The sequence below is a fragment of the Pararhizobium sp. PWRC1-1 genome (genome assembly GCF_049897905.1).
In the GTDB taxonomy this organism is placed as follows: Bacteria; Pseudomonadota; Alphaproteobacteria; order Rhizobiales; family Rhizobiaceae; genus Pararhizobium.
This window is the reverse complement of sequence record NZ_JAFCXE010000001.1, coordinates 81,820-104,927: the sequence shown is the minus strand read 5'-3', so window position 1 is coordinate 104,927 and position 23,108 is coordinate 81,820. Positions and strand designations below refer to the sequence as shown.

Below are 23,108 nucleotides of genomic sequence, written 5' to 3'. Positions count from 1 at the left end.
GGAGAATTTCATGGCGGGCAGGCTGCTTTCGATCGGCGAATGCATGGTGGAACTGATGCAGGCTGAGGGCGATCTCCTGCGCAAGGGTTATGCCGGCGACACGTTCAACACCGCCTATTATGCCCGGCTTTTCCTGCCCAAGGATTGGTCCGTCGATTACCTGACCGCCGTCGGCACCGATACGGTGTCCGGCGAGATGCTGGCCTTCATCGACAAGACCGGCGTCGGCACAGGCTTCATCCGCCGCGTCGAGGGCCGTTCGCCCGGGCTCTACATGATCCACCTGAAGGACGGCGAGCGCAGCTTTTCCTATTGGCGCTCGGTCTCCGCCGCCAAGACCCTCGCCGACGACGCCGCCCATCTGCGCACCGCCATCGAAGCCTCCGATATCATCGTTTTTTCCGGCATCACACTCGCCATTCTGGCACCGTCCGCCGTTGAAACGCTGCTGTCCGAACTGCGCCGCGCCAAAGCCGCGGGCAAGCGCGTCGTCTTCGATCCCAATATCCGCGCGCGCCTGTGGGACGACAGGACCTACATGCTCGAAACAATCTCGGCTGGCGCCCGCGCGGCCAGCCTCGTCATGCCGAGCTTCGACGACGAAGCAGTGCATTTCGGCGATGCCGATATCGCCGCAACGATCGCCCGGTATCGCGGACTTGGCGTCGAAAATATCGTCGTGAAGGACGGACCGAACGGCATGACACTGAGCTTCGGCGATGCGCCGCTCCAGTTTGTCCCCTCCGCCAAGGTCGAGAAGATCGTCGATACGACCAGCGCCGGCGACAGTTTCAACGGTGCCTTCCTTGCCCGCTACGCCGTCGATGGCGACGCCAACACCGCAGCACGGTTCGCAGCGGAAACGGCAGCGGCTGTCATCCAGCATCACGGCGCGCTTGTCTCCAAGGACACGCTGGCCGGGACGCCGTAATACAAATATTGCAATTTCGCGAGATCGGCCTTACCCTTGGTCAACCTTAGCCAAGGGGATTTGTGATGACCACCGTCAATATGCTGGAAGCCAAGACGCGCCTTTCCCAACTTGTCAGCGCAGTTGAAAGCGGCGCCGAAGACGAAATCATCATTGCGCGTGACGGCAAACCGGCGGCAAGGCTGGTGCCTATCGCCGCTGGCGAAAAGCCGCCAAGACGGCTGGGCCTTCTTCAGGGACAGTTTCCGGACATGTCTCTTGAGGACTTCAATGCGTTGGATGAAGAGATTGCCGAACTCTTCGGCGTCAAGCCTGAATGAGGCTGCTTCTCGACACGCATGTGGCCATATGGAGCTTGACCGCCATACATCGGCTACCGGTCGATATAAGACACATGCTGGCGAGCCGAAGCAATGACGTCCTCGTCTCGGCCGCCAGCATCTGGGAAATCGCGATCAAATTCCGGCTCGGCCGAAAGGATAGCCCTCCCTTCAATGCCGAAGAGGCGATCCGGCATTTCACCAATGTCGGATATGATTTCCTGGGCATCTCGGTCGCTCATACCGCCGCCGTCGGGCGTCTGAATACCCCTCACGCCGACCCATTCGACCGTTTGCTGATCGCCCAAGCCATCACCGAGCCGCTGATCCTCGTCACCCGCGACAGCAAGATAGCCGGCTATAGCCCGACCTTCATCACCTGGTAGGCGCGAACGCCAGTCCAGGCCCTACCGCTTCTTCTTGCGGTTCTCGAACGGGTTTTCCGACGCTCTCAGATGAATACGGATCGGCACGCCCGGCATCTCGAAATCGGCGCGCAGGCCGTTGGTCAGATAGCGGATATAGCTTTCCGGAACGGATTCCGGACGCGTGCAGGAAATCATGAAGCCCGGCGGGCGGGCCTTGACCTGGGTCATGTATTTCAGCTTCAGGCGGCGGCCGGAAACGGCCGGCGGCGGATGCTGGATCTGTTGCGATTCCAGCCACTTGTTGAGCTTGGCGGTGGAGATGCGGCGGTTCCAGGTCTTGTCGGTGTCGATGATCGACTGCATTAGCTTGTCGAGACCGTAGCCGGTCTGGCCGGAGATCGGCACGGCGCGGATGCCGCGCACCTGCGGCAGCAGGCGTTCGGTCTTTTCGCGCAGATCGGCCAATAGCGCCTGGGTGTCTTCGACCAGATCCCACTTATTGAACGCAAGGATCGCAGCGCGGCCTTCGCGGGCGACGAGATCGACCAGCTGCAGGTCCTGCTTTTCGAACGGAATGGTCGCATCGAAGACGATGACGACGGATTCGGCAAAGCGGATCGAGCGCAGACTGTCGGCGACGGACAGCTTTTCAAGCTTTTCCTGCACGCGCGCCTTTTTGCGCATGCCGGCGGTGTCGAACATCTTGATGGTGCGGCCACGCCAGTCCCATTCGACGGAAATGCTGTCGCGGGTGATGCCAGCCTCGGGGCCTGTCAAAAGGCGGTCTTCGCCGAGGAAACGGTTGATCAGAGTCGATTTTCCGGCATTCGGACGGCCGATGATCGCCACGCGCAGGGGCTTGGTATCGTCGTACTCCGGTTCATAATCGTCGTCTTCCAGCTCCTCTTCGCCCCGCAGGTCGACATTGGTCGCCGGCTCGTCGATCTCAGGTGGAAAGGCGCGGTCTTCGCCGAGTGCTGCGACGATGGCGTCGCGCAGGTCGATCATGCCCTGGCCGTGTTCGGCGGAAATAGCGACGGGCTCACCCAGTCCCAGCGTAAAGGCGTCATAATAGCCGCCGTCCGAGCCTTTGGCTTCCGACTTGTTGGCAACCAGCACCACAGGCTTGCCGCGGCGGCGCAGCATTTTTCCGAGCGTCTCGTCCGCCGGTGTCAGGCCGTATTTGGCGTCAACGACGAACAGCGTCAGGTCGGCCTCTTCGATGGCCGCTTCGGTCTGCAGCCACATGCGGCCCTGCAAGGTCTCCGGTCCGGACTGCTCAAGGCCGGCGGTATCGATGATGGTGAAACGCAGATCGACGAGCTTGGCGTCGCCCGGGCGACGGTCGCGGGTGACGCCCGGCGTATCGTCGACAAGCGCCAGCTTCTTGCCAACCAGACGGTTGAAAAGCGTAGACTTTCCGACATTGGGGCGCCCAACGATGGCGACGGTGAAGTTCATCGAATAATCCTGTCCTCAGAGCATCCGCAACCGGTCATGCTCCAATGTTGTTTTCTTGGGCGTCCTCTCAGGACGCCTTGCCGCTGGCGGTAATCAGATCGAGCAGCATCTGGGCGCGGTTTGCCAGATTGCGCGGTGTCTCGGCATCATCGGTGATTTGCTGGAACCAGGTCTTGGCCTTGGCCATATCGCCGGCCTTGTAGGCTGCAAGACCGAGAGCCTCGCGAGCCGAATGGCGCATGCCATTGGCAGGAACGGCAAGCTGCTCGGCCTCGGCCGAAACCTGCTCGTAAGTGCCCGTGTCAACCAGAAGATAGGCAGCACGCATGCGGGCAGCATCACGCATCGCCTGCGGCAGGGCGGCATCCTTGGAGATATCGGAGAAGACCTTGACAGCCGCGGCCGTATCGCCCCTCTGCGCCTGCAGGGTTGCAGCCCGCATCTTCGCCAGAACCGGATAGGCGCCGTAGCCGTCCTTTTCGAGCGTGTTCAGCGCTGCGATAGCCTCGTCGGTTTTGTTTTCGCGGGAAAGGGTCAAGGCTGCGAGGAATTCGTCGCCAGACTTGGAGGCAGATGTCTCATGCCAGTATTCATAGCCGACCTTACCGATCGTGCCGAGCACGATGAGAATTGCGAGCCCGATGATCACACTGCCGAACCGCGTCCAGACGGCCTTCACCTGTTCGGAGCGCAGTTCTTCGTTGACTTCGCGGATAAAGCTTTCGTCCTGGTTCGCCATTCCTAAGTTCCGGTTTCCCGGCCTTCCCTGCAAGATGAATGTAAAGATTTCCGCGCTTCTACCGTATTTTGAGGCTGTTGTAAGGGGGCAGCGCGATTTAGGCCTTCTTAACCCATCACAATCGGCGCAACGCCGATCAACAGTTCATGCAACTTCCAGATAAACAGCACATACACAACAAGGGCGATAAGCACGGCAATGGCATCGTATTTGTAGGACACGAACACCGGATGCGTGAGTTCGCCTGCGCGCCAGCGACGCTTCATCGAGATGCGCAAAAGCACGCCCCACACCAGAAACGTACCGAACAGCAGCACAGAATTGACCTCGCCATTGGCCATCAGATGAGCCAGTGCCCAGATCTTGATGGCAAGGATAGCCGGATGTTTTGTCGCGGCCTTGATCTTGCCGGCAGGCAGGAAGGCGGCCGCCAGACAGATGAAGGCAATCAGCATCAAAGTCAGCGCGATATGGGTGAGAAATTTCGGCGGCGTGTAGAGCATGCCGGTCGTTGCCCGCGACACGTCGAAGCCGTAGGCGACCAGACAGAGGCCCAAGAGAGCACAGAAACCATGAATGGCATGCCAAAGCCCGGTGCCGCCCTGCTCGACGACCGCAGCGCGAAGGCCGGCCGCAAAACTTTTGACCAGATGGATGCCGAGGAAGATGACGATACCGAGAATAAGAAAGGCCATGAAGGACACCCGTGACTGTTATGAATTGCGAACTACCGCATATCGGTAACGCGGCCTCTTTTCCAGTCCGATCAAAGGATTGCCGCATTCTTGGCTCAGAGAAACCAATCCCGCATTTGCCGCCCAAGGTTTCCGCATGCCCAGATTTTACGCCGCGCCCGGCCTTGCATTCGCATTGGCACTCGCCCCCGCTGTTGCCCACGCCGTCGAGCCGCCTGTGCCAGCCGAACGCAAGCAGCTCGTCATCATCTCCTTTGACGGTGCGCATGACAACAAGCTCTGGGAAAAGAGCCTGGAGATGGGCAGGCGGACCGGCGCGCATTTTACCTATTTCCTCTCCTGCACCTTCCTGATGACACGCGCGGAAGGCGGCAAGCGCTATCAGGCGCCGGGTCACAAGGCCGGACGTTCCAATGTCGGCTTTGCCCAGAACCGCGAGGAGATCCAGACCCGCGTCCGCCATATCTGGCAGGCGCATCAGGCCGGTCACGACATCGGCAGCCATGCCTGCGGCCATTTCGACGGCAAGGGCTGGAGTGCAGCCGACTGGAAACAGGAATTCACGGCATTCAATACGGCACTTTTCAACGCCTGGAACGCTGGCGGCATCGCCAGCGAGCAGCCGGACGGCTGGGCCGATTTCGCCGCCCATGACATCAAAGGGTTTCGCGCGCCCTATCTGTCGCTGAGCGACGGTCTGCTGCCGGCGCTGAAACAGGATGGCTTTACCTATGACGCCAGCCTCGTCACCAAGGGGCCGGGCTGGCCGTCCGACGCCGATGGGTTGCCACGCTTCGGCCTGCCGCTGATCCCGGAAGGCCCGCAGCAGCGCCGGGTGATCGGCATGGACTACAATCTGTTCGTTCGCCATTCCATGGGTGTCGAAAACCGCAAGGACAGCGCGCTCTTTGAAGAGCGCACGCTCGACGCCTACCGCAAGGCATTTCAAAAGGAATACGACGGCAATCGCATTCCCCTGCAGCTGGGTTTCCATTTCGTCGAAATGAACGGCGGCGCCTATTGGCGGGCGCTTGACCGGTTTCTGACAGAAACCTGCAGCAAACGGGATGTCGCCTGCGTCAGCTATGCTCAGGCGCTGCCGATCATCGCCAAACAGAAAAAGGCGGATCGCTCCGCCTTTTGAATGTTGGTTTCGTGAGCGTCGGGTTTACGGCCGGTCTGCCGCGAGTTCGCCGTCCGATTCCTCGCGCGCGAGATAGCGCTGGTCGATCGCAGGCAGTGGTGCATCGTCGATAGCTGCTTCGAACGCTTTCAGACGTTTGTGGATGGACAGAAGCTCGATGATCGTCGACCAGTAGTTCACCAAATACTGGAACGAATTGCTGACCTCGCCAAAAGCCGTCGAAATCTGCTGCCAGATACCAAGCGTGATCTTGCCCGCAACGAATGTCGGGATAAGGATGAAGTTCAGGAAGATCGCGTCAAGCTGGCCGTAGGAGAAGCGTGCCACGTTGAAATAGGCGTAGTGCCAGTACATGCGGAAATAGTTGCGGCGCACATTGTCGTAAAGTTCCCTGACAGTGACCGGCTGCGCACGGTCGCCGTGGTCCTCACCATAGACAAGTTCCTTACGGTAGGCTGCCTCGACGCGCTGGTTGCGGAAGTTCAACCCGGGCAGCTTGATACCGGCAAACGCCAGGAGGGCGGTGCCGAACAGCGACCACGCGATCGCAAGCCAGAACAGAGCGTGCGGAATGGCACCAATGATCGGTAGATCGGCGACATGCTGCGACATGGCGAAAAGTAGTGGCAAAAAGACGACCAGTGTCATTACCGAGTTGATCAGCGTGACGCCAAGCCCTTCGAGGATATTGGCAAAACGCATCGTGTCTTCCTGGACACGCTGTGAGGCACCTTCGATATGCCTCAGCTTGTCCCACTTCGACATATAGAAATTGTTCATCGCCGTACGCCAGCGGAAGACGTAGTGGTTGGTAAAGAACGCTGTGATGACATTCAGCGCAACGCCGACAAATCCGATTTGCAGAAAGTTCACCTGCAAGACATAAAATTGACTAGCGGTGATCCCGGGTTTTTTCGCAAGTGCGTCCTGCAGCAGATCAAAGAACGGGCCTCGCCAGTTGTTGATTGCGACGGAAGTTTGCACTGAGAAATAGGCGATGAAAATAATGAACGCCGATCCCCAGATGGACCAATTGGCCCATGGATGATCCTTTGCAAGCACCTTCCAAACACCGCCGAAAATCAGAACGAAAATCGTGAAATAGAGATAGAACCAGAGATTGTCAGGCGTAAAGAAAAAGCCGAGCCCGATAGGAGGCTTTTCTCCCGGCGCGAGAGGCGGCAAACCGATCGCTGCGCCGATCTGTGGTCCGACAGTATACCAGACAAGAATGCAGATCAGAGACCAGATTGCGCCAGAGGTAAAAAACAACTTCGGATTGGGAAAAAAGGAATGGAACAAGGCGGGCACTCGCGTTTCTGGAGGGCGCAAACACCCTGCTTCGATGTGCCGAACCTAGGGCAAAAGCCCACCCCTGCCAATCACGTCAAGCTAATGTTACCGTTATTTAATCGCGAGGCCGATCAGACCCCTGTGGCGGCAACGATGCGGCGCATCTCCACTCCGATCAGGGCGGCGCAGAAGAGCAGCGCCCCAGCCGCCACTAAGGTCGGCGCGTTGAAACTGCCGCTACCCTGCGCCAACCAACCGGCCACAAGAGGTCCGATGATCTGGCCGACGCCGAAGGCCGCAGTCATGAAGGCGAGCGCCTTGCGCGGGCTTTGCGGTGCCAGCGCCCGGCCGATCTGCAGGCCATAGGCTGTCACCATGATGAAGGTCGCCCCGAGCATCAGCCCGCCGATCAGCGGCGCATAGGGGGATGGCAGGGCAACGACGAGGATAAGGCCGACGGCTTCGACCAAAAGGCCCGCCAGATAGACACCGGTGATCCCGAGCCGCGGCACGGCACGGCGCCAGAGGTGAACGGAGATCGCAGCAGACAGGCCGGTGATCAGCCAGGCGAGGAATTCAACCGTATGATCGCTCGCCCCTTGCCTCGCCATGGCAACGAGGAACGTCGCGGTAATGACGTAGCCGAAGCCGAACAGGCCATAGGTCAGCGTCACCACGACCAGCGGACGGGTCCAGACCAGCGGTTTTTCCCGCTCAGTGCTTTTGCCGGACGATGGGCCGGATGGCAGCAGGGCCGCCACGATGATCGTGCCAATGCAGGCGATGACAGCGCCGCCGAACCACGCGGCCTGCCAGTTCGCAACGATACCGAAACCTTGGGCTGGCAGGAGAAAGACCATCAGCGAGGACACAGCGATACCGATGCCGACGCCGCCGAAATGGGCGGATTGCACATGCGGATTGCCCGCCGCCAATCCCCTGCTGAGGACAATGGCCGAGGTAAAGATCATCGTGAAGGCGCTGGCGACACCCGCCAGAAACCGGATGATGGAAAACAGGACGATCGACGATGTCAGCCCCATAGCCAGCAGCAGCACCGCCGTCGCAGCGAGCGCCGAAAGGCTAATTGTCCGCTCACGCCCGGCTGCCCAGCCATAACCGGCAGCAACCGCGCCGACGAGATAACCGACAAAATTGGCTGACGCGATCAGACCGGCATCGGCAGGCGAAAGCCCCAGACCGGCCATCATGCCGGGCAGGATCGGCGTGTAGGAAAATCGCCCGAACCCCATAGCAACCGCCATGGCAATCGCTCCGGCAAGAGCGGTAAGGACAAGACTTTGGTTCAACGAATGATTCTGTCTGGTCATGCGCTAGCTATTGCAATGCAACATGGCGATGACAAACGACAAAATCTGATGGTGCCGTTCAACGATATGAATGCAACGGCTCCGTCAGCCCGGCAAGGTGACCACCAGCGGGCCGTTGCGCGTGACGATCACGGTGTGTTCATATTGAACGGTCAGCGCGCGTGGTTCGCTATAGAGCGTCCATTCGTCATCGCCACCCTCGGCCCATTGCGCCCCCAGCGACAGGAAGGGTTCAACGGTAAACACCATGCCCTCGGTCATCCGGCGCTTTTCATGCTTGTCCGGCCAAGTGGCGATCTCGGTCGGCTCCTCGTGCAGCGAGCGGCCGACGCCATGGCTGGCCAGATTGGTGATCAGCGTGTAGCGATTTTTCTTGGCAAAGCTGCCGATGGCATTGCCGATCGCAGCCAGCGGCTTTCCCGATTTGACTTCGTTCAGCCCCACCCACATGGCGCGCTTGCCGTCGCGGCAGAGACGTTCAACCTGCGGCTTGACTGGCGGCACCGCAAAGGACGCGCCGGTATCGGCAAACAGTCCGTTCTTCTCGGCGGACACATCGATATTGACGAGATCGCCAGCCTGAATGATGCGGCTCCCTGGAATACCGTGGGCGACTTCCTCGTTGACGCTGATGCAGGTGGCGCCGGGAAAATTATAGGTCAGTTCCGGCGCAGACCGGGCGCCGGCATCCTCCAGAACCTTGCGGCCGATGGCGTCAAGTTCCGCCGTGGTCATGCCTGGCTCGAGCGCCGTCGCCATGATCTGGATCGCATTGGCACAAATACGGCCGATGTCCTTCAGCCGCTCCAGGTCTTCGTCATTGTTGAGTGTCATCGTCTCTCGCTTTCGGCTGCTTATGTAACAAGCCGAAAGCGGCCAATCCAGACACCCACGATGGGAAAATCGCCGAGGTCAGGCGGTTTCCGCCTGTTTCTTTTGCTCTGCCAGCGCCGCGCGCACCAGCGGCGCGACTTTCGTGCCGTAGAGTTCGATGCCACGCAGGATCTGGTCATGCGGCATCGGGCCGATCGCCATCTGCAGCAGAAAGCGATCGTTTTTGAAGATCGTCTGGTGCCGGATGATCTTTTCCGCCACCGTATCGGGATCGCCGAGGAAGAGATTGCCGTTCGGCCCGATCGACTGGTTGAAATGCGCCCGGTTGGTCGGTCCCCAGCCGCGCTCGCGGCCGATGCGGTTCATCACCTCCGCCTGCGGACCGTAGAACTGGTCGCCGGCCTTGTCATTGGTATCGGCGATGAAGCCATGGACATTGATGCTGGTCTTCAGCTTGGCCGCATCCTGCCCGGCCCGGCGCGCGGCCTCGCGGTAGAGATCAAACAGCGGCGCATAACGCGCCGGCTCGCCACCGATGATCGCCAGCGCCACCGGCAGACCAAAAGCGCCAGCCCGCGCCACCGATTGCGGCGTGCCGCCAACCGCGATCCAGACCGGCAGCGGATCATTCACGGGGCGCGGATAGACGCCACGGCCGTTGATCGGCGCGCGCTTCTCGCCCGACCAGGTGACGACCTCGCCATCGCGGATCGCCAGAAGCAGATCCAGCTTTTCCGAAAACAGCTGATCGTAATCTTCCAGATCATAACCGAACAGCGGGAAGGATTCGATGAAGGAGCCCCGCCCCGCCATGATTTCGGCGCGGCCATTCGAGATCAGGTCGAGCGTTGCAAACTGCTGGAACACCCGGACGGGATCATCCGAACTCAGCACGGTGACGGCGCTGGTCAGCTTGATATTTTTCGTCCGCGCAGCCGCGGCGGCCAGGATCATCGCCGGGGCTGAGGCAACATAATCCGGCCGGTGATGCTCGCCCAGACCAAAGACATCGAGCCCGACCTGATCGGCCAGCTCGATCTCCTCGATCAGATGACGAACCCGCTCCTCCCCCTCCGGCCCACGCCCTTGCGGGGCCTCTGGATGAACGTCGCCGAATGTGTAAAGACCAAGTTCCATGACGTCCTGCCTGTCTGAAAGGCCCTGAATTGGGGCGAAGATATTGTTTGACATCACAAATAGCCACGCATCAGGCTATAGCACAGGCCTTATGCTGAAACGGTGTGTTTCCAACAGCGGTACGGTTGCCGGGACGCATCAGTGAGCACGGATTACGCGCTCAGTGTTCGCCTGACAGCATCCTTCCAGCCCCTGATCTTTGTCTTCCGTGTTGTTTCGTCCATCGCTGGCTCGAAGCGCTGATCTCTAGCCCAGGATTTGGCGAAATCCTTCTGGTTCGGCCAGACCCCTGCCCGGCTGCCGGCAAGCCAGGCAACGCCGAGCGCCGTGGTTTCCAAAATGGTTGGCCGATCGACCGGCGCATCGAGCAGGTCGGACAGGCGCTGCATCGTCCAGTCCGAGGCGACCATGCCGCCATCGACGCGCAGCACGGTTTCCTTGCCGTCGCTCTTCCAGTCCTTGTGCATGGCGTCGAGCAGATCGCGCGTCTGGTAGCAGACGGCCTCAAGGGCGGCGCGGGCGAACTCGGCCGGGCCGGTGTTGCGCGTCATGCCGAATATGGCGCCGCGCGCATCCGGATCCCAATGCGGGGCGCCCAACCCGGTAAAGGCAGGCACCAGATACACCTCCTGCGACGGATCGGCGCTTGCAGCCAGTCTACCGGTATCGGACGCGGCCTTGATGACTTTCAGCCCATCGCGCAGCCATTGCACGGCGGCACCGGCGACGAAGATCGAGCCTTCCAGCGCATATGTGGTTTCCCCGTCGAGGCGATAGGCAATCGTCGTCAGCAGGCGGTTCTTCGAGCGGACGATATCCTTGCCGGTATTCAAGAGCGCAAAGCAGCCGGTACCATAGGTGGATTTCATCATGCCCGGCTGGAAGCAGGCCTGGCCGATGGTGGCGGCCTGCTGATCGCCGGCAACGCCGAGGATCGGGATTTCAGCGCCGAAGATCGACGCATCGGTGACGCCGAAGTCAGCCGCGCAGTCGAGCACCTCAGGCAGCATCGCCTCGGGAACGCGCAGGATGTCGAGCAGTTCGCGATCCCAGTCATTGGTGACGATATTGAACATCAGCGTGCGCGAGGCATTGGTCGCATCGGTGACAAATGATTTGCCGCCGGTCAGCCGCCAGATCAGGAATGTATCGACCGTGCCGAAGCAGAGGTCGCCCTTCGCCCCGCGCGCCCGTGCACCTTTGACGTTGGCGAGCATCCAGGAGAGCTTTGTGCCGGAAAAATAGGGATCGAGCAGCAGGCCGGTCTTCTTGGTAAAGGTCTTTTCCAGCCCCTGGCGTTTCAGCTTGTCGCAATAGGAAGCGGTGCGGCGGTCCTGCCAGACGATGGCATTGTGGATGGCCTTGCCGCTGTCGCGCTCCCAGACGACGACCGTCTCACGCTGGTTGGTGATGCCGATGGCCGAAAGATCACTGGCCTTGATACCGGCCTTGCTGATCGCTTCCTTGATCGCCCAGACAACTGTGTCCCAGATTTCCTCGGGATCATGCTCAACCCAGCCGGACTTGGGAAAATGCTGCTTGAATTCCTTCTGCCCGGACCCGACGATTTTCTGGTTCTTGTCGAAGACGATCGCGCGGCTCGATGTCGTGCCCTGATCGATTGCGAGAACATATCCGCTCATCTTGCCCCTCCCAGTTTTTCTTCTGCCCGCACTCTCCTCAAGACCGCGAACCATTTCAAAAACTTCAATACGATACAAAAACGAATGTCAAACGAAAACAAAACGCAAGCTGACGGGTCTTTTTAACGCGCGAAAAAGCCGGCCGGGAATGGTAGAAACACAATTGTCACGGTGCCGGTTTTGGGCATAGTTTCAAGAGTCGAAATGAAAAGAAGAGACAGCATGACACAGTTCACGGGCAGCATCCGTTTCATCCTGAACGACCGGGAGATTGCGCTGACGTCTTTGTCACCGACCGCGACGCTACTGGATTTCCTGCGCCTCGAAAGACGGCTGACCGGCACCAAGGAAGGTTGCGCCGAAGGGGACTGCGGCGCCTGCACCGTACTGGTCGGGCGGCTTGCCGGCAACGAACTCGTTTATGAAAGCGTCAATGCCTGCATCCGTTTCACCGGCTCGCTGAACGCCACCCATGTCGTCACCGTCGAACATCTGGCGGCGAAAGATGGAACGCTGCACCCGGTTCAGCAGGCGATGGTCGATTATCACGGCTCGCAATGCGGCTTCTGCACGCCCGGCTTCATCATGTCGCTCTATGGCCTTTGGCTGTCGAAGGACAATCCCGGCCGGGCCGATATCGAAAAGACGCTGCAAGGCAATCTCTGTCGGTGCACGGGCTACGAGCCGATCGTCAAGGCGGCGGAAGCCGTGGCAAAGGCAAGGCCCGATGCCGTGTTCGACCCAATCGTCAAGGTCCGCGAAGACATCATTGCCAAGCTGAGCGCGATCCGCTCGACGCAGACGATCCGCATGGGAACCGGCGATACCACCCTGATCGTGCCCGGTACGGCGGCCGATCTTGCCGATGCGCTGGCCGATTATCCGGAGGCGACCATCGTTGCCGGCTCGACCGATGTCGGGCTCTGGGTCACCAAGCAGATGCGCGCCTTGAACCCGGTGATCTTCATCAATGGGTTGGAAGACCTTCAGTTCATCCGTGAGACGGAAGACGGCATCCTGATCGGCGCCGGTGTCAGCTATTCCGCCGCCTTTTCAGCCATTTCCGCCCGCTATCCAGCCTTTGGCCGCATGCTCGATCGGCTCGGCGGCGAGCAGGTGCGAAATATGGGCACGATCGGCGGCAATGTCGCCAACGGCTCGCCGATCGGCGATACCCCGCCGCCGCTGATCGCGCTCAGTGCCAGCGTCAATCTGCGTTCGAAAGCCGGACAGCGCACCGTGCCGCTCGAAGCCTATTTCATCGAATACGGCCGTCAGGACCGTAAGCCCGGCGAATTCGTCGAGAGCATCTTCGTGCCGAACCTTCCCAAGGACGATCACTTCGCCGTCTATAAGATTTCCAAACGCCGCGAGGAGGATATCTCCGCGCTTTGTGGCGCTTTCCGCATTGCGCTCAACAGTGACAACACCGTCGCCTCCGCGCAGATCGCATTCGGTGGCATGGCTGGCACACCGAAGCGGGCATCGCATGTCGAAGCGGCGCTGTCAGGCAACCCCTGGACCGAAGAGACGGTCAAGGCGGCGCAGGCGGCATTCGATATGGACTACCAGCCCTTGACCGACTGGCGCGCCACGGCCGCTTATCGCATCCTGACGGCGAAGAACCTGTTGTTGCGGTTTTTCCTGGAGACTTCGGGGCAAAAGGCGGAACTGGTCCGGTTTGAGGTGACGGCATGAGCGCGGGAATTCTGAGGTCGGAACAGCCCCTCACCCTAGCCCTCTCCCCGCAAGCAGGGAGAGGGAACGATGGAGTTTGCCGCAGGTCCCTTCTCCCCGTCCAAACGGGGAGAAGGTGGCCGACAGGCCGGATGAGGGGCATGCGCACCACCAACCGGAGACGGATATAATGGACAACTCCACCTTCGAGGAACGCAAGACCATTGCCGGTTCCATGCATTCGAACCTGCGCCATGACAGCGCCCACAAGCATGTGTCGGGCACGGCCGACTATATCGACGATATTCCGGAACCGGCAGGCACGTTGCACGGCGCCTTGGGGATGACCGATCGCGCCCATGCCGAGATCGTCGCCATGGATCTGTCCGAGGTCGAGGCCACGCCCGGCGTCGTCTGCGTACTGACGGCAAAAGACATGCCGCATTCCAACGATATCAGCCCCAGCCATCTCGACGACGAGCCGGTGCTGGCCGAGGGCCTAGTGCAGTTTCATGGCCAGCCTGCATTTGCCGTGATTGCCGAAACCCGCGACATTGCCAGGCGCGCCGCCCGCAAGGCGAAGATCACCTATCGCGACCTGCCGCATCACACGGATATTCTCGATGCGCTGGAAAACGGTGCCGAAGTGGTCACCAAGCCGCTGACCTTGTCGCGCGGCGATGCCGAGGCCGAACTGGAACTCTCCCCGCGCCGCCTCACTGGCCGGATGCGGATCGGCGGACAGGAGCATTTCTACCTCGAAAGCCATATCGCCATGGCTATTCCCGGCGAGGATGACGACATCACCGTCTGGTCCTCCACCCAGCATCCCAGTGAAGTCCAGCACATGGTTGGCCATGTACTCGGCGTTCCCTCCAATGCGGTCACCGTGCAGGTCCGCCGCATGGGCGGCGGTTTTGGCGGCAAGGAGACGCAGGGCAACCAGTTCGCAGCCCTCGCCGCCGTCGCTGCCAAGAAACTCAACCGCGCCGTAAAATTCCGGCCCGACCGCGACGAGGACATGACCGCGACCGGCAAGCGGCACGATTTCCTGGTCGATTACGATGTCGGCTTCGACGACGACGGCCGCATCCATGCGGTGAAGGCCAACTATGCGGCACGCTGCGGCTATTCTTCGGACCTGTCCGGCCCGGTCACCGACCGCGCGCTGTTCCATGCCGACAGCTCCTATTTCTATCCGCATGTGAAACTGACCTCGCAGCCCCTGAAGACGCACACCGTCTCCAACACCGCCTATCGCGGTTTCGGCGGGCCGCAGGGCATGGTCGGCGGCGAGCGGATCATCGAGGAGATCGCCTACGCGCTGGGCAAGGACCCGCTCGATATCCGCAAGCTGAACTTCTATGGCGAGAAAGGCTCCGGCCGGGACCTGACGCCCTATCACCAGCAGGTGGAAGACAACATCATCCAGCGTATCGTCGCAGAACTCGAAGAGAGCGCCGGCTATCAGGCGCGGCGCAAGGCAATCATCGACTTCAACAGGACCAGCCGCATCATCCGCAAGGGCATTGCGCTGACGCCGGTGAAATTCGGCATCTCCTTCACCATGACCGCCTTCAACCAGGCGGGCGCGCTGGTGCATATCTATCAGGACGGGTCGATCCACCTCAACCATGGCGGTACCGAAATGGGCCAGGGGCTCTATACCAAGGTGGCGCAGGTTCTGGCCGACAGCTTTCAGGTCGATATCACCAACGTCAAGATTACTGCGACCACCACCGGCAAGGTGCCCAACACCTCGGCAACCGCCGCCTCCTCCGGCTCCGACCTCAACGGCATGGCCGCTCATGACGCCGCCCGGCAGATCAAGCAACGCCTCGTCGAGTTCGCCGCCGAGCGCTGGCAGACCGATGCCGCCAACGTCACCTTCGTGCCGAACCATGTGAAAATCGGCGACGAACTGGTGCCCTTCCCTGATTTCATCAAGCAGGCCTATTTCGCCCGCGTGCAACTGTCGGCGGCCGGGTTCTACAAGACGCCGAAAATCCATTGGGACCGCAATACCGGTCGTGGCACCCCGTTCTACTATTTCGCCTATGGCGCCTCCGTCTCCGAGGTCTCCATCGATACGCTGACCGGCGAATATATGGTCGACCGGGTCGATGTGCTGCACGATGTCGGCAAGTCGCTCAATCCGGCGATCGATATCGGCCAGGTCGAAGGCGCCTTCGTCCAGGGCATGGGCTGGCTGACGACCGAGGAATTATGGTGGGACGAAAAGGGCCGTCTGCGCACTCATGCGCCATCGACCTACAAGATCCCGCTTGCCTCCGACCGGCCAAAAATCTTCAACGTCAAGCTGGCGGAATGGGCCGAAAATGCCGAAATGACCATCGGCCGCTCCAAGGCGGTTGGGGAACCCCCCTTCATGCTGCCGATCTCGGTGCTGGAAGCCCTGTCGATGGCCGTTGCCAGCGTCGCCGATTACCGCGAGTGCCCACGGCTCGACACGCCGGCAACGCCGGAACGCGTCCTGATGGCCGTCGAGCGCCTGCGGACCAGACAAGCGTAAAGAGCCATTGAAATGAACTTTGCAATCGACAGCCTCGACGCGTTCCTTGAGCGCGAATACAAACTGGTCATCGTCGAGATCAAACAGACCTTCGGTTCGACGCCGCGCGAAGCCGGCACCTTCATGCTGGTGTCGCCAACCGATGCGCATGGGACGATCGGCGGCGGCCAGATGGAGCATATGGCCATCGACAACGCCCGCGCGCTTCTGGCCGGCGTCAGCGACCAGGTCGAGATGGACATTCCGCTTGGCCCCGATATCGGCCAATGCTGCGGCGGCCGCATCGTCCTGACGTTTAGCATCTGCGATGACGCGACGCGCGCAGAACTCGATCTGAAATTCAGGGAAAGGCTGAAAGCCTTGCCGGAAGTCTGGCTGTTCGGGGCCGGCCATGTCGGGCGGGCGCTGGCCGATGCACTTCTGCTCCTGCCGCTGAAAACCTACGCGGTTGAAACGCGAAAGAGCGAACTCGACCTAATGTCCGCTGGTGCCAAACATCGCCTTGTCGCCATGCCGGAAGCCGTCGTCAAGGATATTGCGCCGGGCTCGGCCGTCGTCATCCTGACGCATGACCATGCGCTGGATTTCCTGATTGCCAGGGAAGCGCTTGCCCGCAACGATCTGGCCTATGTCGGCATGATCGGCTCGAAGACCAAGAGCGCGACCTTTGCAAGCTGGGCAAAGAAGGAAGGTCTGGCTGACGATGCGATCGGCAGGCTCGTTCTGCCTATCGGCGGCAAGACAGTCAGCGACAAGCGCCCCGCAGTGATTGCCGCCATGACCGCGGCCGAAATCCTCGTCGCGCTGCACGGACAGTAACGTCAGATCAGGGGATACTGGCGCGGATCAGCGCATGCGCGGCCTCGCCTGCCGTTTCCATATAGGACGGGTCGCGGTGCAACAGGACGACGGCAAAGGAACCGTCCAAAAGCAGGATCGTCTGCCGGGCAAGCATCCGGGCCTGAGCGCCCATTTCCGCCGCTTCGAAAACACTGTTCAACCAATCCTCGACCCGCCGCTTGTGCGCCGCGCCGATCTTCATCGCCGGATGACCGGGCATATTGGCGAGCTCAGCAGAAGTTCTCAGAAACCCGCAGCCCTTCCAGCGCGGATGCCGGGCCGATAGTGCCAGGTTGAAAAAGACGCCCCGCACCTTATCGGCGACATCGCCTTGCGTTTCCGCAAACCATCGCTTGAACAAAGCGAGGTTGGGCTGATCGCGCATGTCGAGATAGGCGGCGATCAGATCGTCCTTGCTGTCGAAATGATAGTAGAGCGTGCGCTTGGTTACCCCCGCCTTTTTGGCCACCGCATCGACACTGACAGCACGGATACCTTCGCTGTAAAACAGCTTCGAGGCAGCAGAAACGATACGATCGCGGGTGGGAAGAGCGGATGTTGCCATGCTTCAATGTATACCGACCAGTGAATATACACAAGCAAAGCCCTGGCTTACGCTCGTCCCAGCAAAACCGCCGGAGAAAGAGCATGCTGGAGATGAATGGAAAGCCGATCGGGATTGTTTGCGCGGATGGCGTCCGGCTTGGCGGCCATATCTGGAAGTCCTATCGCAATAGCGACTGCGGCAGCGTCATCATCAATCCGGCAACCGGCGTTTTGGCGCGCTACTATCATCCTTATGCGCGGTTTTTGGCCGGTCACGGCTTCACCGTGCTGACCTATGACTATCGCGGCATCGGTCAGTCCCGGCCCGCCGCGCTGCGCGGCTGCAACTATCGCTGGGCGGATTGGGGCGAACAGGATTTTTCCGCAGCCCTTGGCTTTCTCCATGAACATGCTCCGGATGGCCCAAGGCTCGTGGTCGGCCACAGCATCGGTGGATTCCTGCCCGGCTTTGCCTGCAATGCACCGCTGATCGACCGCATGCTCACCGTCGGCGCCCAATATGCCTATTGGCGGGATTACGCCCCTGCCCGGCGCCTGCACCTTCTGCTGAAATGGCACATAGTCATGCCGCTCCTGACAGCACTATGCGGATATTTTCCCGGCAAGGCGCTCGGCTGGCTGGAGGACCTTCCGGCGGGAGTGGCCAGAGACTGGAGCTTTCGCCGGTCACGAATGGAACGCAGCCACCCACGCGAGCACCGGCCGGATATTCTGCGGCGCTTCGTCGATGTCACTGCCGATATTCTCGCCATCGGGGTCACGGATGACGAGATCGGAACCCCGCAAGCCATTCGCCGCGCGCTGCAATATTACCGGAATGCCGAGCCCGTCGAAGTCGCACTATCACCCATCGAGCTCGGCCTGGATCGCATCGGCCATTTCAGCCTCTTCCACACACGCCATGCCGCCGGTTTCTGGCTGGATAGCCTGCTCTGGCTGCGCGACGGCATCAATCCCTGGCCGGGAAAACCGTTCGGCAAAGAGGTTGAGACCAGCAAGGACGCCTCTTTCACCACCCGTTGTTATATTCCCGCCAAGGGCCTGATGTGACGCGGACAAGCCCGCACAAGGCCCTTCCAACTCTTCGAGAGAAACAATGCCCTATGTTCTAATCATCCACGAAGTCGCCGATTATCCTGTCTGGAAAGGCATTTTCGACGCCGCCGCCGGCATTCGCCGCGATGCCGGTGAAATCGCCTATCAAGTGCTGAAATACGACACCGATCCCAATCGGATCGTTCACTATTCGCTCTGGCGCTCGCTGGATGCAGCGAGAGAATTCTTCGAGTCGGAGCGGCTCATCGAAATCCGCGCCCAGGCCGGCGTCAAGGCGCCGGAATTTATCTATCTGGAACAATTGGAACGCGGCGTGCTGGACGCATCCCGCTAAAATCATGCCGCCAGAATATCCGATATGTTCCGGCGAACGGCTTTTATCGCGTCAGATCCGCTTCCTCGCGCGGGTCGCGCCCGTCCAGAAAACCCAGGTCTCTCTTCATGTATTCGGACATGACTTCGAGATCGAGCGGCGGATATCTGGGTTCCAGTCCGCGCAACAGCCCGGCCAGCCAAAAACGCAATCCGGCCTTGCGTGTCTGCGGTATTGGTTGATATCTTTCAATTGCTTGGCAATCCATGACGGCACCTGTTGTTTTCCTGAATGTGATTGCAGCATGCGCGCAAACGTGCTCCAATTCCAATCGAACAACCGTCTGCGTGCATCAAGAGAACTTATCCATGAAAATGTCGAAACAGTTTCCATTGAATGCGCTTCGCGTGTTTGAAGCGGCGGCAAGGCTGGGCAGCTTCACCAAGGCGGGCGCTGAATTGGGCATGACCCAGACGGCGGTAAGCTACCAGATCAAGCTGATCGAGGAGAATGTCGGCGAGCCGCTGTTCCTGCGGCGGCCCCGCCAGATCGTGCTGACCGACGTCGGCCAGCAGCTCGCGCCGCGCGTCAGCGAAGCCTTCGAGATGCTGCAGGAGGCGGTCTCGTCGGCCCGTGGCGACATCAACACCGCTCTCCAGATCAACTCGACACCGACCTTCGCCTCTCAGTGGCTTGCCCGTAATATCGGCAGCTTCCAGCTCGCCCATCCAAACATCGCCGTGCGGCTGACCACCACCGAAAAGTTGATCGATCTCATCGCTGAGTCCACCGATATCGCCATTCGCGCCGGTGTTGGCGTCTGGCCCGGGCTCGACAGCCATCCGTTGATGCGCAGCGAGTTCACGCCGATGCTCAGCCCGACCCTTGCCGAAACGGTCGGCGGTATTCACGAGCCGCGCGATCTTCTGAAACTGAGGATCATCGATGCTGCCGACCCCTGGTGGCGGATCTGGTTTGCCGCCGCCGGCGTTAGCGACCCGGATCTCGAGGGCCGGCCGACCAGCCGGCTCGGGGCGCAGAGCTTTGAGGCACGCGCGGCTGTCGCAGGCCAGGGCGTCGCCATCCTGACCCCCGACTTCTATGCGGATGACGTTGCGCTCGGCAGGCTTTACCAACCGTTCGAACTGCGCTGCAATGATGGCCGCGACTACTGGCTGGCTTATCCGCATGCCCGCCGCAACACGCCGAAAATCCGCGCCTTCCGCGACTGGATTCTGGGGGAACTCAATCCAGAAACCAGCGGCGTCGCCAAATAGCACGTGACGATCACGTCGCCCCCTTCCCCCACCGTGGATTTTTGCGCAAGGTGCGCAGACGAAGCATGAAAAGGGGACCTCAATGTACGAATTCGCCATCGCCTGGGAATGGCTGGCTTTTGCCGTTCGCTGGCTGCATGTGATCACGGCGATCGCCTGGATAGGCTCGTCCTTTTATTTCATCGCGCTCGATCTCGGCCTGGTGAAGCGTGATCATCTGCCCGTTGGTGCCTATGGCGAGGAATGGCAGGTGCATGGCGGCGGCTTCTATCATATCCAGAAATACTTGGTTGCGCCTGCGACGATGCCGGAGCACCTGACCTGGTTCAAATGGGAAAGCTATGCCACCTGGCTGTCCGGCTTTGCCATGCTCTGTCTGGTCTATTATGGCGGTGCCGATCTCTTCCTGATCGACCGGCATGTGCTGGATATCTCTTCCACCACGGCAATTGCCATCTCGATCGGCTCGCTTGCCATCGGCTGGATTTTCTACGATCTTCTGTGCAAATCACCGCTCGGCAAGAACACCTGGACGCTGATGGGCATTCTCTATGTCGCGCTCGTCGTCATGGCCTGGGGCTACACGCAGGTCTTCACCGGCCGCGCCGCCTTCCTGCATCTCGGCGCGTTTACCGCGACGATCATGTCGGCCAACGTGTTCTTCATCATCATGCCGAACCAGCGCGTCGTCGTCGCCGATCTGATCGCCGGGCGCACGCCGGACCCGAAATATGGCGTCATCGCCAAGCAGCGTTCGCTGCACAACAACTACCTCACCCTGCCCGTCATCTTCTTCATGCTGTCAAACCACTATCCGCTGGCCTTCGCCACCGCCTATAACTGGGTAATTGCAGCGCTGGTCTTCCTGATGGGCGTCACCATCCGCCACTGGTTCAACACCACCCATGCCAGAAAGGGACGTCCGACCTGGACCTGGATCGTCACCCTGATCATTTTCATCGTCATCATCTGGCTTTCCACCGTACCGAAAGTGCTGACCGGCGAGGACAAGGCCGAGGTCTCGCCCGCCTTCCAGCAATTTTCCGCCAACGCGCATTTCCCGGCCGTCAAAGACGCGATTTCGACGCGCTGCTCCATGTGCCATTCCGCCGAGCCGGTCTATGAAGGCATCAACCAGCCGCCGAAGGGCGTCGTGCTGGAAAACGACGCGGAGATTGCTTCCCACGCCCGCGAAATCTATATCCAGGCCGGGCGCAGCCATGCGATGCCGCCGGGCAATATCACCGACATGACCAGTGACGAACGCAAGCTTTTGACCGCATGGTTTGAAAGCGCGGTTTCGGAAGGCAAGACAGAATGACCGCTACCCTCATTCGTGGACGCACGCTGAGCTTCAGCCGTGCTCCCTTGAGCATCGACGATACCGGCGCTTATACCTATGAGGCCAACGGCGCGCTGCTGCTCGAGAATGGTCTGATCCTGGCGAACGGCAGCTATGATGCCGTCAAGGCACAGGCAGCGGAAGACGTAATTGAAATCGACCACCGTCCGCATCTGATCCTGCCCGGCTTTATCGATACGCACCTGCATTTCCCGCAGATGCAGGTTATCGGCTCCTATGCAGCCAATCTTCTGGAATGGCTGAACACCTATACGTTTCCGGAGGAATGCCGCTTCGTCGAGACGGCGCATGCGGAGCGCATCGCCGGAAAGTTCTTCGACGAAATGGTTCGCCACGGCACCACGACGGCGGTTGCCTATTGCTCGGTGCACAAGGCCTCTGCTGATGCCTTTTTCGCTGAAGCGCTGAACCGCAACATGCGCATGGTCGCCGGCAAGGTGATGATGGACCGCAACGCGCCGCAGGGCCTGCTCGATACGCCGCAGATGGGTTACGACGAAACCCGCGCTGTCATCGAACAATGGCACGGCAAGGGCCGCAACCACGTCGCCATCACCCCGCGCTTTGCCATCACATCGACGCCGGAACAGATGTCGGCAGCAGAGGCCTTGGTGCGCGAATTCCCGGACCTGCATGTGCAGACACATCTCTCGGAAAACCGGGACGAGATCGATTTCACCTGCGCGCTCTACCCGGACGCCATCGACTACACCGACGTCTACGCCCGCTACGGCCTGCTGGGGCCAAAGACCCTGTTCGGCCATGCGATCCACCTGTCCGACCGCGAAATGGATGCGATGAGCGAGACCGGTTCGATCGCCGTGCACTGCCCGACCTCTAACCTTTTTCTCGGCTCCGGCCTGTTTCCGCTCAGGCGGCTGATGACCAGAGAAAAGCCGGTGCGCGTCTCCTTCGCCACCGATATCGGCGGCGGCACCAGCTATTCGATGCTGCGCACTATGGACGAGGCCTACAAGATCCAGCAATTGCAGGGCGAGCGGCTGAACCCGTTGGAAAGCTATTATTTCATGACGCTCGGCAACGCCGAAGCCCTATCGCTTGCCGACAGGATCGGCACGCTCGACCCCGGCACGGATGCCGACTTCATCGTCCTCAACATGGCAGCAACCCCGGCCATGGCGCTGAAGGCGGAGGTGGTGACCTCACTCGCCGACGAGCTATTCCTGCTGCAAACCATGGGCGACGATCGGGCAATCGTTGAGACCTATGTGGCGGGCATGGCGGCAAAGGCGGGATTAGCCGGTTAAGCCATCCCCTCCACCATCGCCTTGATCTTCACTGCCTTTTCGAAGTGATCGAGCCTGTGCGTCCGGATCCACCATTCGGCCGCCTCCATCAGCAATTCCGGATCGTCGTTCCTGTTTGCGAAGAACGCGTAGAAGGACAGCCCAACGCCGGGGCCATTGTCTGCAATCTTGCGATCGCAAACCTTAATGATTTTTTCTCTCAAGCTGGCTCTCATCCCAAATCCCATTTCGCAAAATACAGCCCCTCTTTTGAGGGAGATCGAATTTTGTGCAAGGGCATGGGCGGACAGGCAGCGAGCAGATACCGATTGAGTCTCT

The 23,108-nt window shown here is 60.2% G+C and carries 23 protein-coding genes; 12 read left to right on the top strand and 11 right to left on the bottom strand.

Going from position 1 to position 23,108, the window contains the following annotated elements; genetic code table 11:
* Positions 1-10: 10 nt before the first annotated feature.
* From ACP7E0_RS00545 to ACP7E0_RS00535, 3 genes are all read left to right on the top strand, one after another.
* Complete coding sequence (locus tag ACP7E0_RS00545; protein ID WP_426122278.1) at positions 11-931, top strand: sugar kinase; 921 nt, start codon at positions 11-13, stop codon at positions 929-931.
* Between the two features lie 65 nt (positions 932-996).
* Entirely contained in the window at positions 997-1,251 is a 255-nt protein-coding gene (locus ACP7E0_RS00540; RefSeq protein WP_426122277.1) for a type II toxin-antitoxin system Phd/YefM family antitoxin, read from the top strand.
* Positions 1,248-1,637 carry a type II toxin-antitoxin system VapC family toxin gene (locus ACP7E0_RS00535; RefSeq protein WP_426122276.1) on the top strand — a complete coding sequence of 130 codons (390 nt, stop codon included), beginning with the start codon at positions 1,248-1,250 and terminating at the stop codon, positions 1,635-1,637. Before ACP7E0_RS00540 ends, ACP7E0_RS00535 begins: the two co-directional genes overlap by 4 nt.
* 21 nt (positions 1,638-1,658) lie before the next feature.
* Here the strand turns inward: ACP7E0_RS00535 and der are convergent, their stop codons facing one another.
* The 3 genes from der to ACP7E0_RS00520 form a co-directional block, all read right to left on the bottom strand.
* The gene (der, locus tag ACP7E0_RS00530) at positions 1,659-3,080 is read right to left on the bottom strand and encodes a ribosome biogenesis GTPase Der (RefSeq protein ID WP_426122274.1); all 1,422 of its coding nucleotides are present in this window, start codon (positions 3,078-3,080) and stop codon (positions 1,659-1,661) included.
* A gap of 67 nt (positions 3,081-3,147) precedes the next feature.
* Positions 3,148-3,819 carry a tetratricopeptide repeat protein gene (locus tag ACP7E0_RS00525; RefSeq protein ID WP_426122273.1) on the bottom strand — a complete coding sequence of 224 codons (672 nt, stop codon included), beginning with the start codon at positions 3,817-3,819 and terminating at the stop codon, positions 3,148-3,150.
* 107 nt (positions 3,820-3,926) lie between these two features.
* Positions 3,927-4,514, bottom strand: coding sequence for an NnrU family protein (locus ACP7E0_RS00520; protein WP_426122272.1), 588 nt, complete (start codon positions 4,512-4,514; stop codon positions 3,927-3,929).
* Positions 4,515-4,650: 136 nt separating this feature from the next.
* Here ACP7E0_RS00520 and ACP7E0_RS00515 point away from each other — a divergent pair, with 136 nt between their 5' ends.
* Positions 4,651-5,658 (top strand): polysaccharide deacetylase family protein, encoded by a 1,008-nt coding sequence (locus tag ACP7E0_RS00515; protein ID WP_426122270.1) that lies wholly within the window; start codon positions 4,651-4,653, stop codon positions 5,656-5,658.
* A 24-nt stretch (positions 5,659-5,682) separates the two neighbouring features.
* Here the strand turns inward: ACP7E0_RS00515 and sbmA are convergent, their stop codons facing one another.
* From sbmA to glpK, 5 genes are all read right to left on the bottom strand, one after another.
* Positions 5,683-6,960, bottom strand: coding sequence for a peptide antibiotic transporter SbmA (sbmA, locus tag ACP7E0_RS00510; protein WP_426122269.1), 1,278 nt, complete (start codon positions 6,958-6,960; stop codon positions 5,683-5,685).
* Between the two features lie 122 nt (positions 6,961-7,082).
* Positions 7,083-8,282: an MFS transporter gene (locus ACP7E0_RS00505; RefSeq protein WP_426122267.1), complete on the bottom strand. Its 1,200-nt coding sequence runs from the start codon at positions 8,280-8,282 to the stop codon at positions 7,083-7,085.
* 84 nt (positions 8,283-8,366) lie between these two features.
* Positions 8,367-9,116 carry a type I methionyl aminopeptidase gene (gene map, locus ACP7E0_RS00500; protein WP_426122266.1) on the bottom strand — a complete coding sequence of 250 codons (750 nt, stop codon included), beginning with the start codon at positions 9,114-9,116 and terminating at the stop codon, positions 8,367-8,369.
* Positions 9,117-9,194: 78 nt separating this feature from the next.
* Complete coding sequence (locus ACP7E0_RS00495; protein ID WP_426122265.1) at positions 9,195-10,253, bottom strand: LLM class flavin-dependent oxidoreductase; 1,059 nt, start codon at positions 10,251-10,253, stop codon at positions 9,195-9,197.
* 152 nt (positions 10,254-10,405) lie between these two features.
* Positions 10,406-11,896 carry a glycerol kinase GlpK gene (glpK, locus tag ACP7E0_RS00490; RefSeq protein WP_426122263.1) on the bottom strand — a complete coding sequence of 497 codons (1,491 nt, stop codon included), beginning with the start codon at positions 11,894-11,896 and terminating at the stop codon, positions 10,406-10,408.
* Between the two features lie 222 nt (positions 11,897-12,118).
* Here glpK and xdhA point away from each other — a divergent pair, with 222 nt between their 5' ends.
* The 3 genes from xdhA (at position 12,119) to xdhC (ending at position 16,925) form a co-directional block, all read left to right on the top strand.
* Positions 12,119-13,594: a xanthine dehydrogenase small subunit gene (gene xdhA, locus ACP7E0_RS00485; RefSeq protein ID WP_426122262.1), complete on the top strand. Its 1,476-nt coding sequence runs from the start codon at positions 12,119-12,121 to the stop codon at positions 13,592-13,594.
* Positions 13,595-13,763: 169 nt separating this feature from the next.
* Positions 13,764-16,106 (top strand): xanthine dehydrogenase molybdopterin binding subunit, encoded by a 2,343-nt coding sequence (gene xdhB, locus ACP7E0_RS00480; protein ID WP_426122261.1) that lies wholly within the window; start codon positions 13,764-13,766, stop codon positions 16,104-16,106.
* Between the two features lie 12 nt (positions 16,107-16,118).
* Positions 16,119-16,925, top strand: a complete 807-nt coding sequence (xdhC, locus tag ACP7E0_RS00475; protein ID WP_426122259.1) for a xanthine dehydrogenase accessory protein XdhC — start codon at positions 16,119-16,121, stop codon at positions 16,923-16,925.
* Between the two features lie 7 nt (positions 16,926-16,932).
* On the opposite strand, the gene ACP7E0_RS00470 is transcribed toward xdhC, so the two are convergent.
* Positions 16,933-17,511 carry a TetR/AcrR family transcriptional regulator gene (locus ACP7E0_RS00470; protein ID WP_426122258.1) on the bottom strand — a complete coding sequence of 193 codons (579 nt, stop codon included), beginning with the start codon at positions 17,509-17,511 and terminating at the stop codon, positions 16,933-16,935.
* A gap of 83 nt (positions 17,512-17,594) precedes the next feature.
* Between ACP7E0_RS00470 and ACP7E0_RS00465 the strand changes: the two genes are divergently transcribed.
* The gene (locus tag ACP7E0_RS00465; RefSeq protein WP_426122257.1) at positions 17,595-18,563 is read left to right on the top strand and encodes an alpha/beta fold hydrolase; all 969 of its coding nucleotides are present in this window, start codon (positions 17,595-17,597) and stop codon (positions 18,561-18,563) included.
* Between the two features lie 46 nt (positions 18,564-18,609).
* A complete protein-coding gene (locus tag ACP7E0_RS00460; protein WP_426122256.1) occupies positions 18,610-18,903 on the top strand; it encodes a putative quinol monooxygenase in 294 nt (97 codons plus the stop codon).
* 43 nt (positions 18,904-18,946) lie between these two features.
* On the opposite strand, the gene ACP7E0_RS00455 is transcribed toward ACP7E0_RS00460, so the two are convergent.
* Positions 18,947-19,150, bottom strand: a complete 204-nt coding sequence (locus ACP7E0_RS00455; protein ID WP_426122255.1) for a hypothetical protein — start codon at positions 19,148-19,150, stop codon at positions 18,947-18,949.
* 100 nt (positions 19,151-19,250) lie between these two features.
* Between ACP7E0_RS00455 and ACP7E0_RS00450 the strand changes: the two genes are divergently transcribed.
* The 3 genes from ACP7E0_RS00450 (at position 19,251) to guaD (ending at position 22,790) form a co-directional block, all read left to right on the top strand.
* Complete coding sequence (locus tag ACP7E0_RS00450) at positions 19,251-20,159, top strand: LysR substrate-binding domain-containing protein (RefSeq protein ID WP_426122254.1); 909 nt, start codon at positions 19,251-19,253, stop codon at positions 20,157-20,159.
* An 82-nt stretch (positions 20,160-20,241) separates the two neighbouring features.
* The gene (gene puuD, locus ACP7E0_RS00445; RefSeq protein ID WP_426122253.1) at positions 20,242-21,480 is read left to right on the top strand and encodes a urate hydroxylase PuuD; all 1,239 of its coding nucleotides are present in this window, start codon (positions 20,242-20,244) and stop codon (positions 21,478-21,480) included.
* Entirely contained in the window at positions 21,477-22,790 is a 1,314-nt protein-coding gene (gene guaD, locus ACP7E0_RS00440; RefSeq protein WP_426122252.1) for a guanine deaminase, read from the top strand. The genes puuD and guaD overlap by 4 nt, the downstream gene beginning before the upstream one ends.
* Here guaD and ACP7E0_RS00435 read toward each other — a convergent pair.
* Positions 22,787-23,005 carry a DUF6500 family protein gene (locus tag ACP7E0_RS00435; RefSeq protein WP_426122251.1) on the bottom strand — a complete coding sequence of 73 codons (219 nt, stop codon included), beginning with the start codon at positions 23,003-23,005 and terminating at the stop codon, positions 22,787-22,789. The genes guaD and ACP7E0_RS00435 overlap by 4 nt on opposite strands.
* Positions 23,006-23,108 lie beyond the last annotated feature (103 nt).

Bases quoted from the DNA above. Each gene is read 5' to 3' on its own strand.
- ACP7E0_RS00515 (WP_426122270.1), top strand. From the start codon at position 4,651: ATGCCCAGATTTTACGCCGCGCCCGGCCTTGCATTCGCATTGGCACTC.
- glpK (WP_426122263.1), bottom strand. From the start codon at position 11,896: ATGAGCGGATATGTTCTCGCAATCGATCAGGGCACGACATCGAGCCGC.
- ACP7E0_RS00540 (WP_426122277.1), top strand. From the start codon at position 997: ATGACCACCGTCAATATGCTGGAAGCCAAGACGCGCCTTTCCCAACTT.
- ACP7E0_RS00455 (WP_426122255.1), bottom strand. From the start codon at position 19,150: ATGGATTGCCAAGCAATTGAAAGATATCAACCAATACCGCAGACACGC.
- ACP7E0_RS00535 (WP_426122276.1), top strand. From the start codon at position 1,248: ATGAGGCTGCTTCTCGACACGCATGTGGCCATATGGAGCTTGACCGCC.
- map (WP_426122266.1), bottom strand. From the start codon at position 9,116: ATGACACTCAACAATGACGAAGACCTGGAGCGGCTGAAGGACATCGGC.
- der (WP_426122274.1), bottom strand. From the start codon at position 3,080: ATGAACTTCACCGTCGCCATCGTTGGGCGCCCCAATGTCGGAAAGTCT.
- ACP7E0_RS00435 (WP_426122251.1), bottom strand. From the start codon at position 23,005: ATGAGAGCCAGCTTGAGAGAAAAAATCATTAAGGTTTGCGATCGCAAG.
- ACP7E0_RS00495 (WP_426122265.1), bottom strand. From the start codon at position 10,253: ATGGAACTTGGTCTTTACACATTCGGCGACGTTCATCCAGAGGCCCCG.
- ACP7E0_RS00470 (WP_426122258.1), bottom strand. From the start codon at position 17,511: ATGGCAACATCCGCTCTTCCCACCCGCGATCGTATCGTTTCTGCTGCC.
- xdhA (WP_426122262.1), top strand. From the start codon at position 12,119: ATGACACAGTTCACGGGCAGCATCCGTTTCATCCTGAACGACCGGGAG.
- xdhB (WP_426122261.1), top strand. From the start codon at position 13,764: ATGGACAACTCCACCTTCGAGGAACGCAAGACCATTGCCGGTTCCATG.
- ACP7E0_RS00505 (WP_426122267.1), bottom strand. From the start codon at position 8,282: ATGACCAGACAGAATCATTCGTTGAACCAAAGTCTTGTCCTTACCGCT.
- ACP7E0_RS00465 (WP_426122257.1), top strand. From the start codon at position 17,595: ATGCTGGAGATGAATGGAAAGCCGATCGGGATTGTTTGCGCGGATGGC.
- puuD (WP_426122253.1), top strand. From the start codon at position 20,242: ATGTACGAATTCGCCATCGCCTGGGAATGGCTGGCTTTTGCCGTTCGC.
- ACP7E0_RS00460 (WP_426122256.1), top strand. From the start codon at position 18,610: ATGCCCTATGTTCTAATCATCCACGAAGTCGCCGATTATCCTGTCTGG.
- guaD (WP_426122252.1), top strand. From the start codon at position 21,477: ATGACCGCTACCCTCATTCGTGGACGCACGCTGAGCTTCAGCCGTGCT.
- ACP7E0_RS00525 (WP_426122273.1), bottom strand. From the start codon at position 3,819: ATGGCGAACCAGGACGAAAGCTTTATCCGCGAAGTCAACGAAGAACTG.
- ACP7E0_RS00450 (WP_426122254.1), top strand. From the start codon at position 19,251: ATGAAAATGTCGAAACAGTTTCCATTGAATGCGCTTCGCGTGTTTGAA.
- ACP7E0_RS00545 (WP_426122278.1), top strand. From the start codon at position 11: ATGGCGGGCAGGCTGCTTTCGATCGGCGAATGCATGGTGGAACTGATG.
- xdhC (WP_426122259.1), top strand. From the start codon at position 16,119: ATGAACTTTGCAATCGACAGCCTCGACGCGTTCCTTGAGCGCGAATAC.
- ACP7E0_RS00520 (WP_426122272.1), bottom strand. From the start codon at position 4,514: ATGGCCTTTCTTATTCTCGGTATCGTCATCTTCCTCGGCATCCATCTG.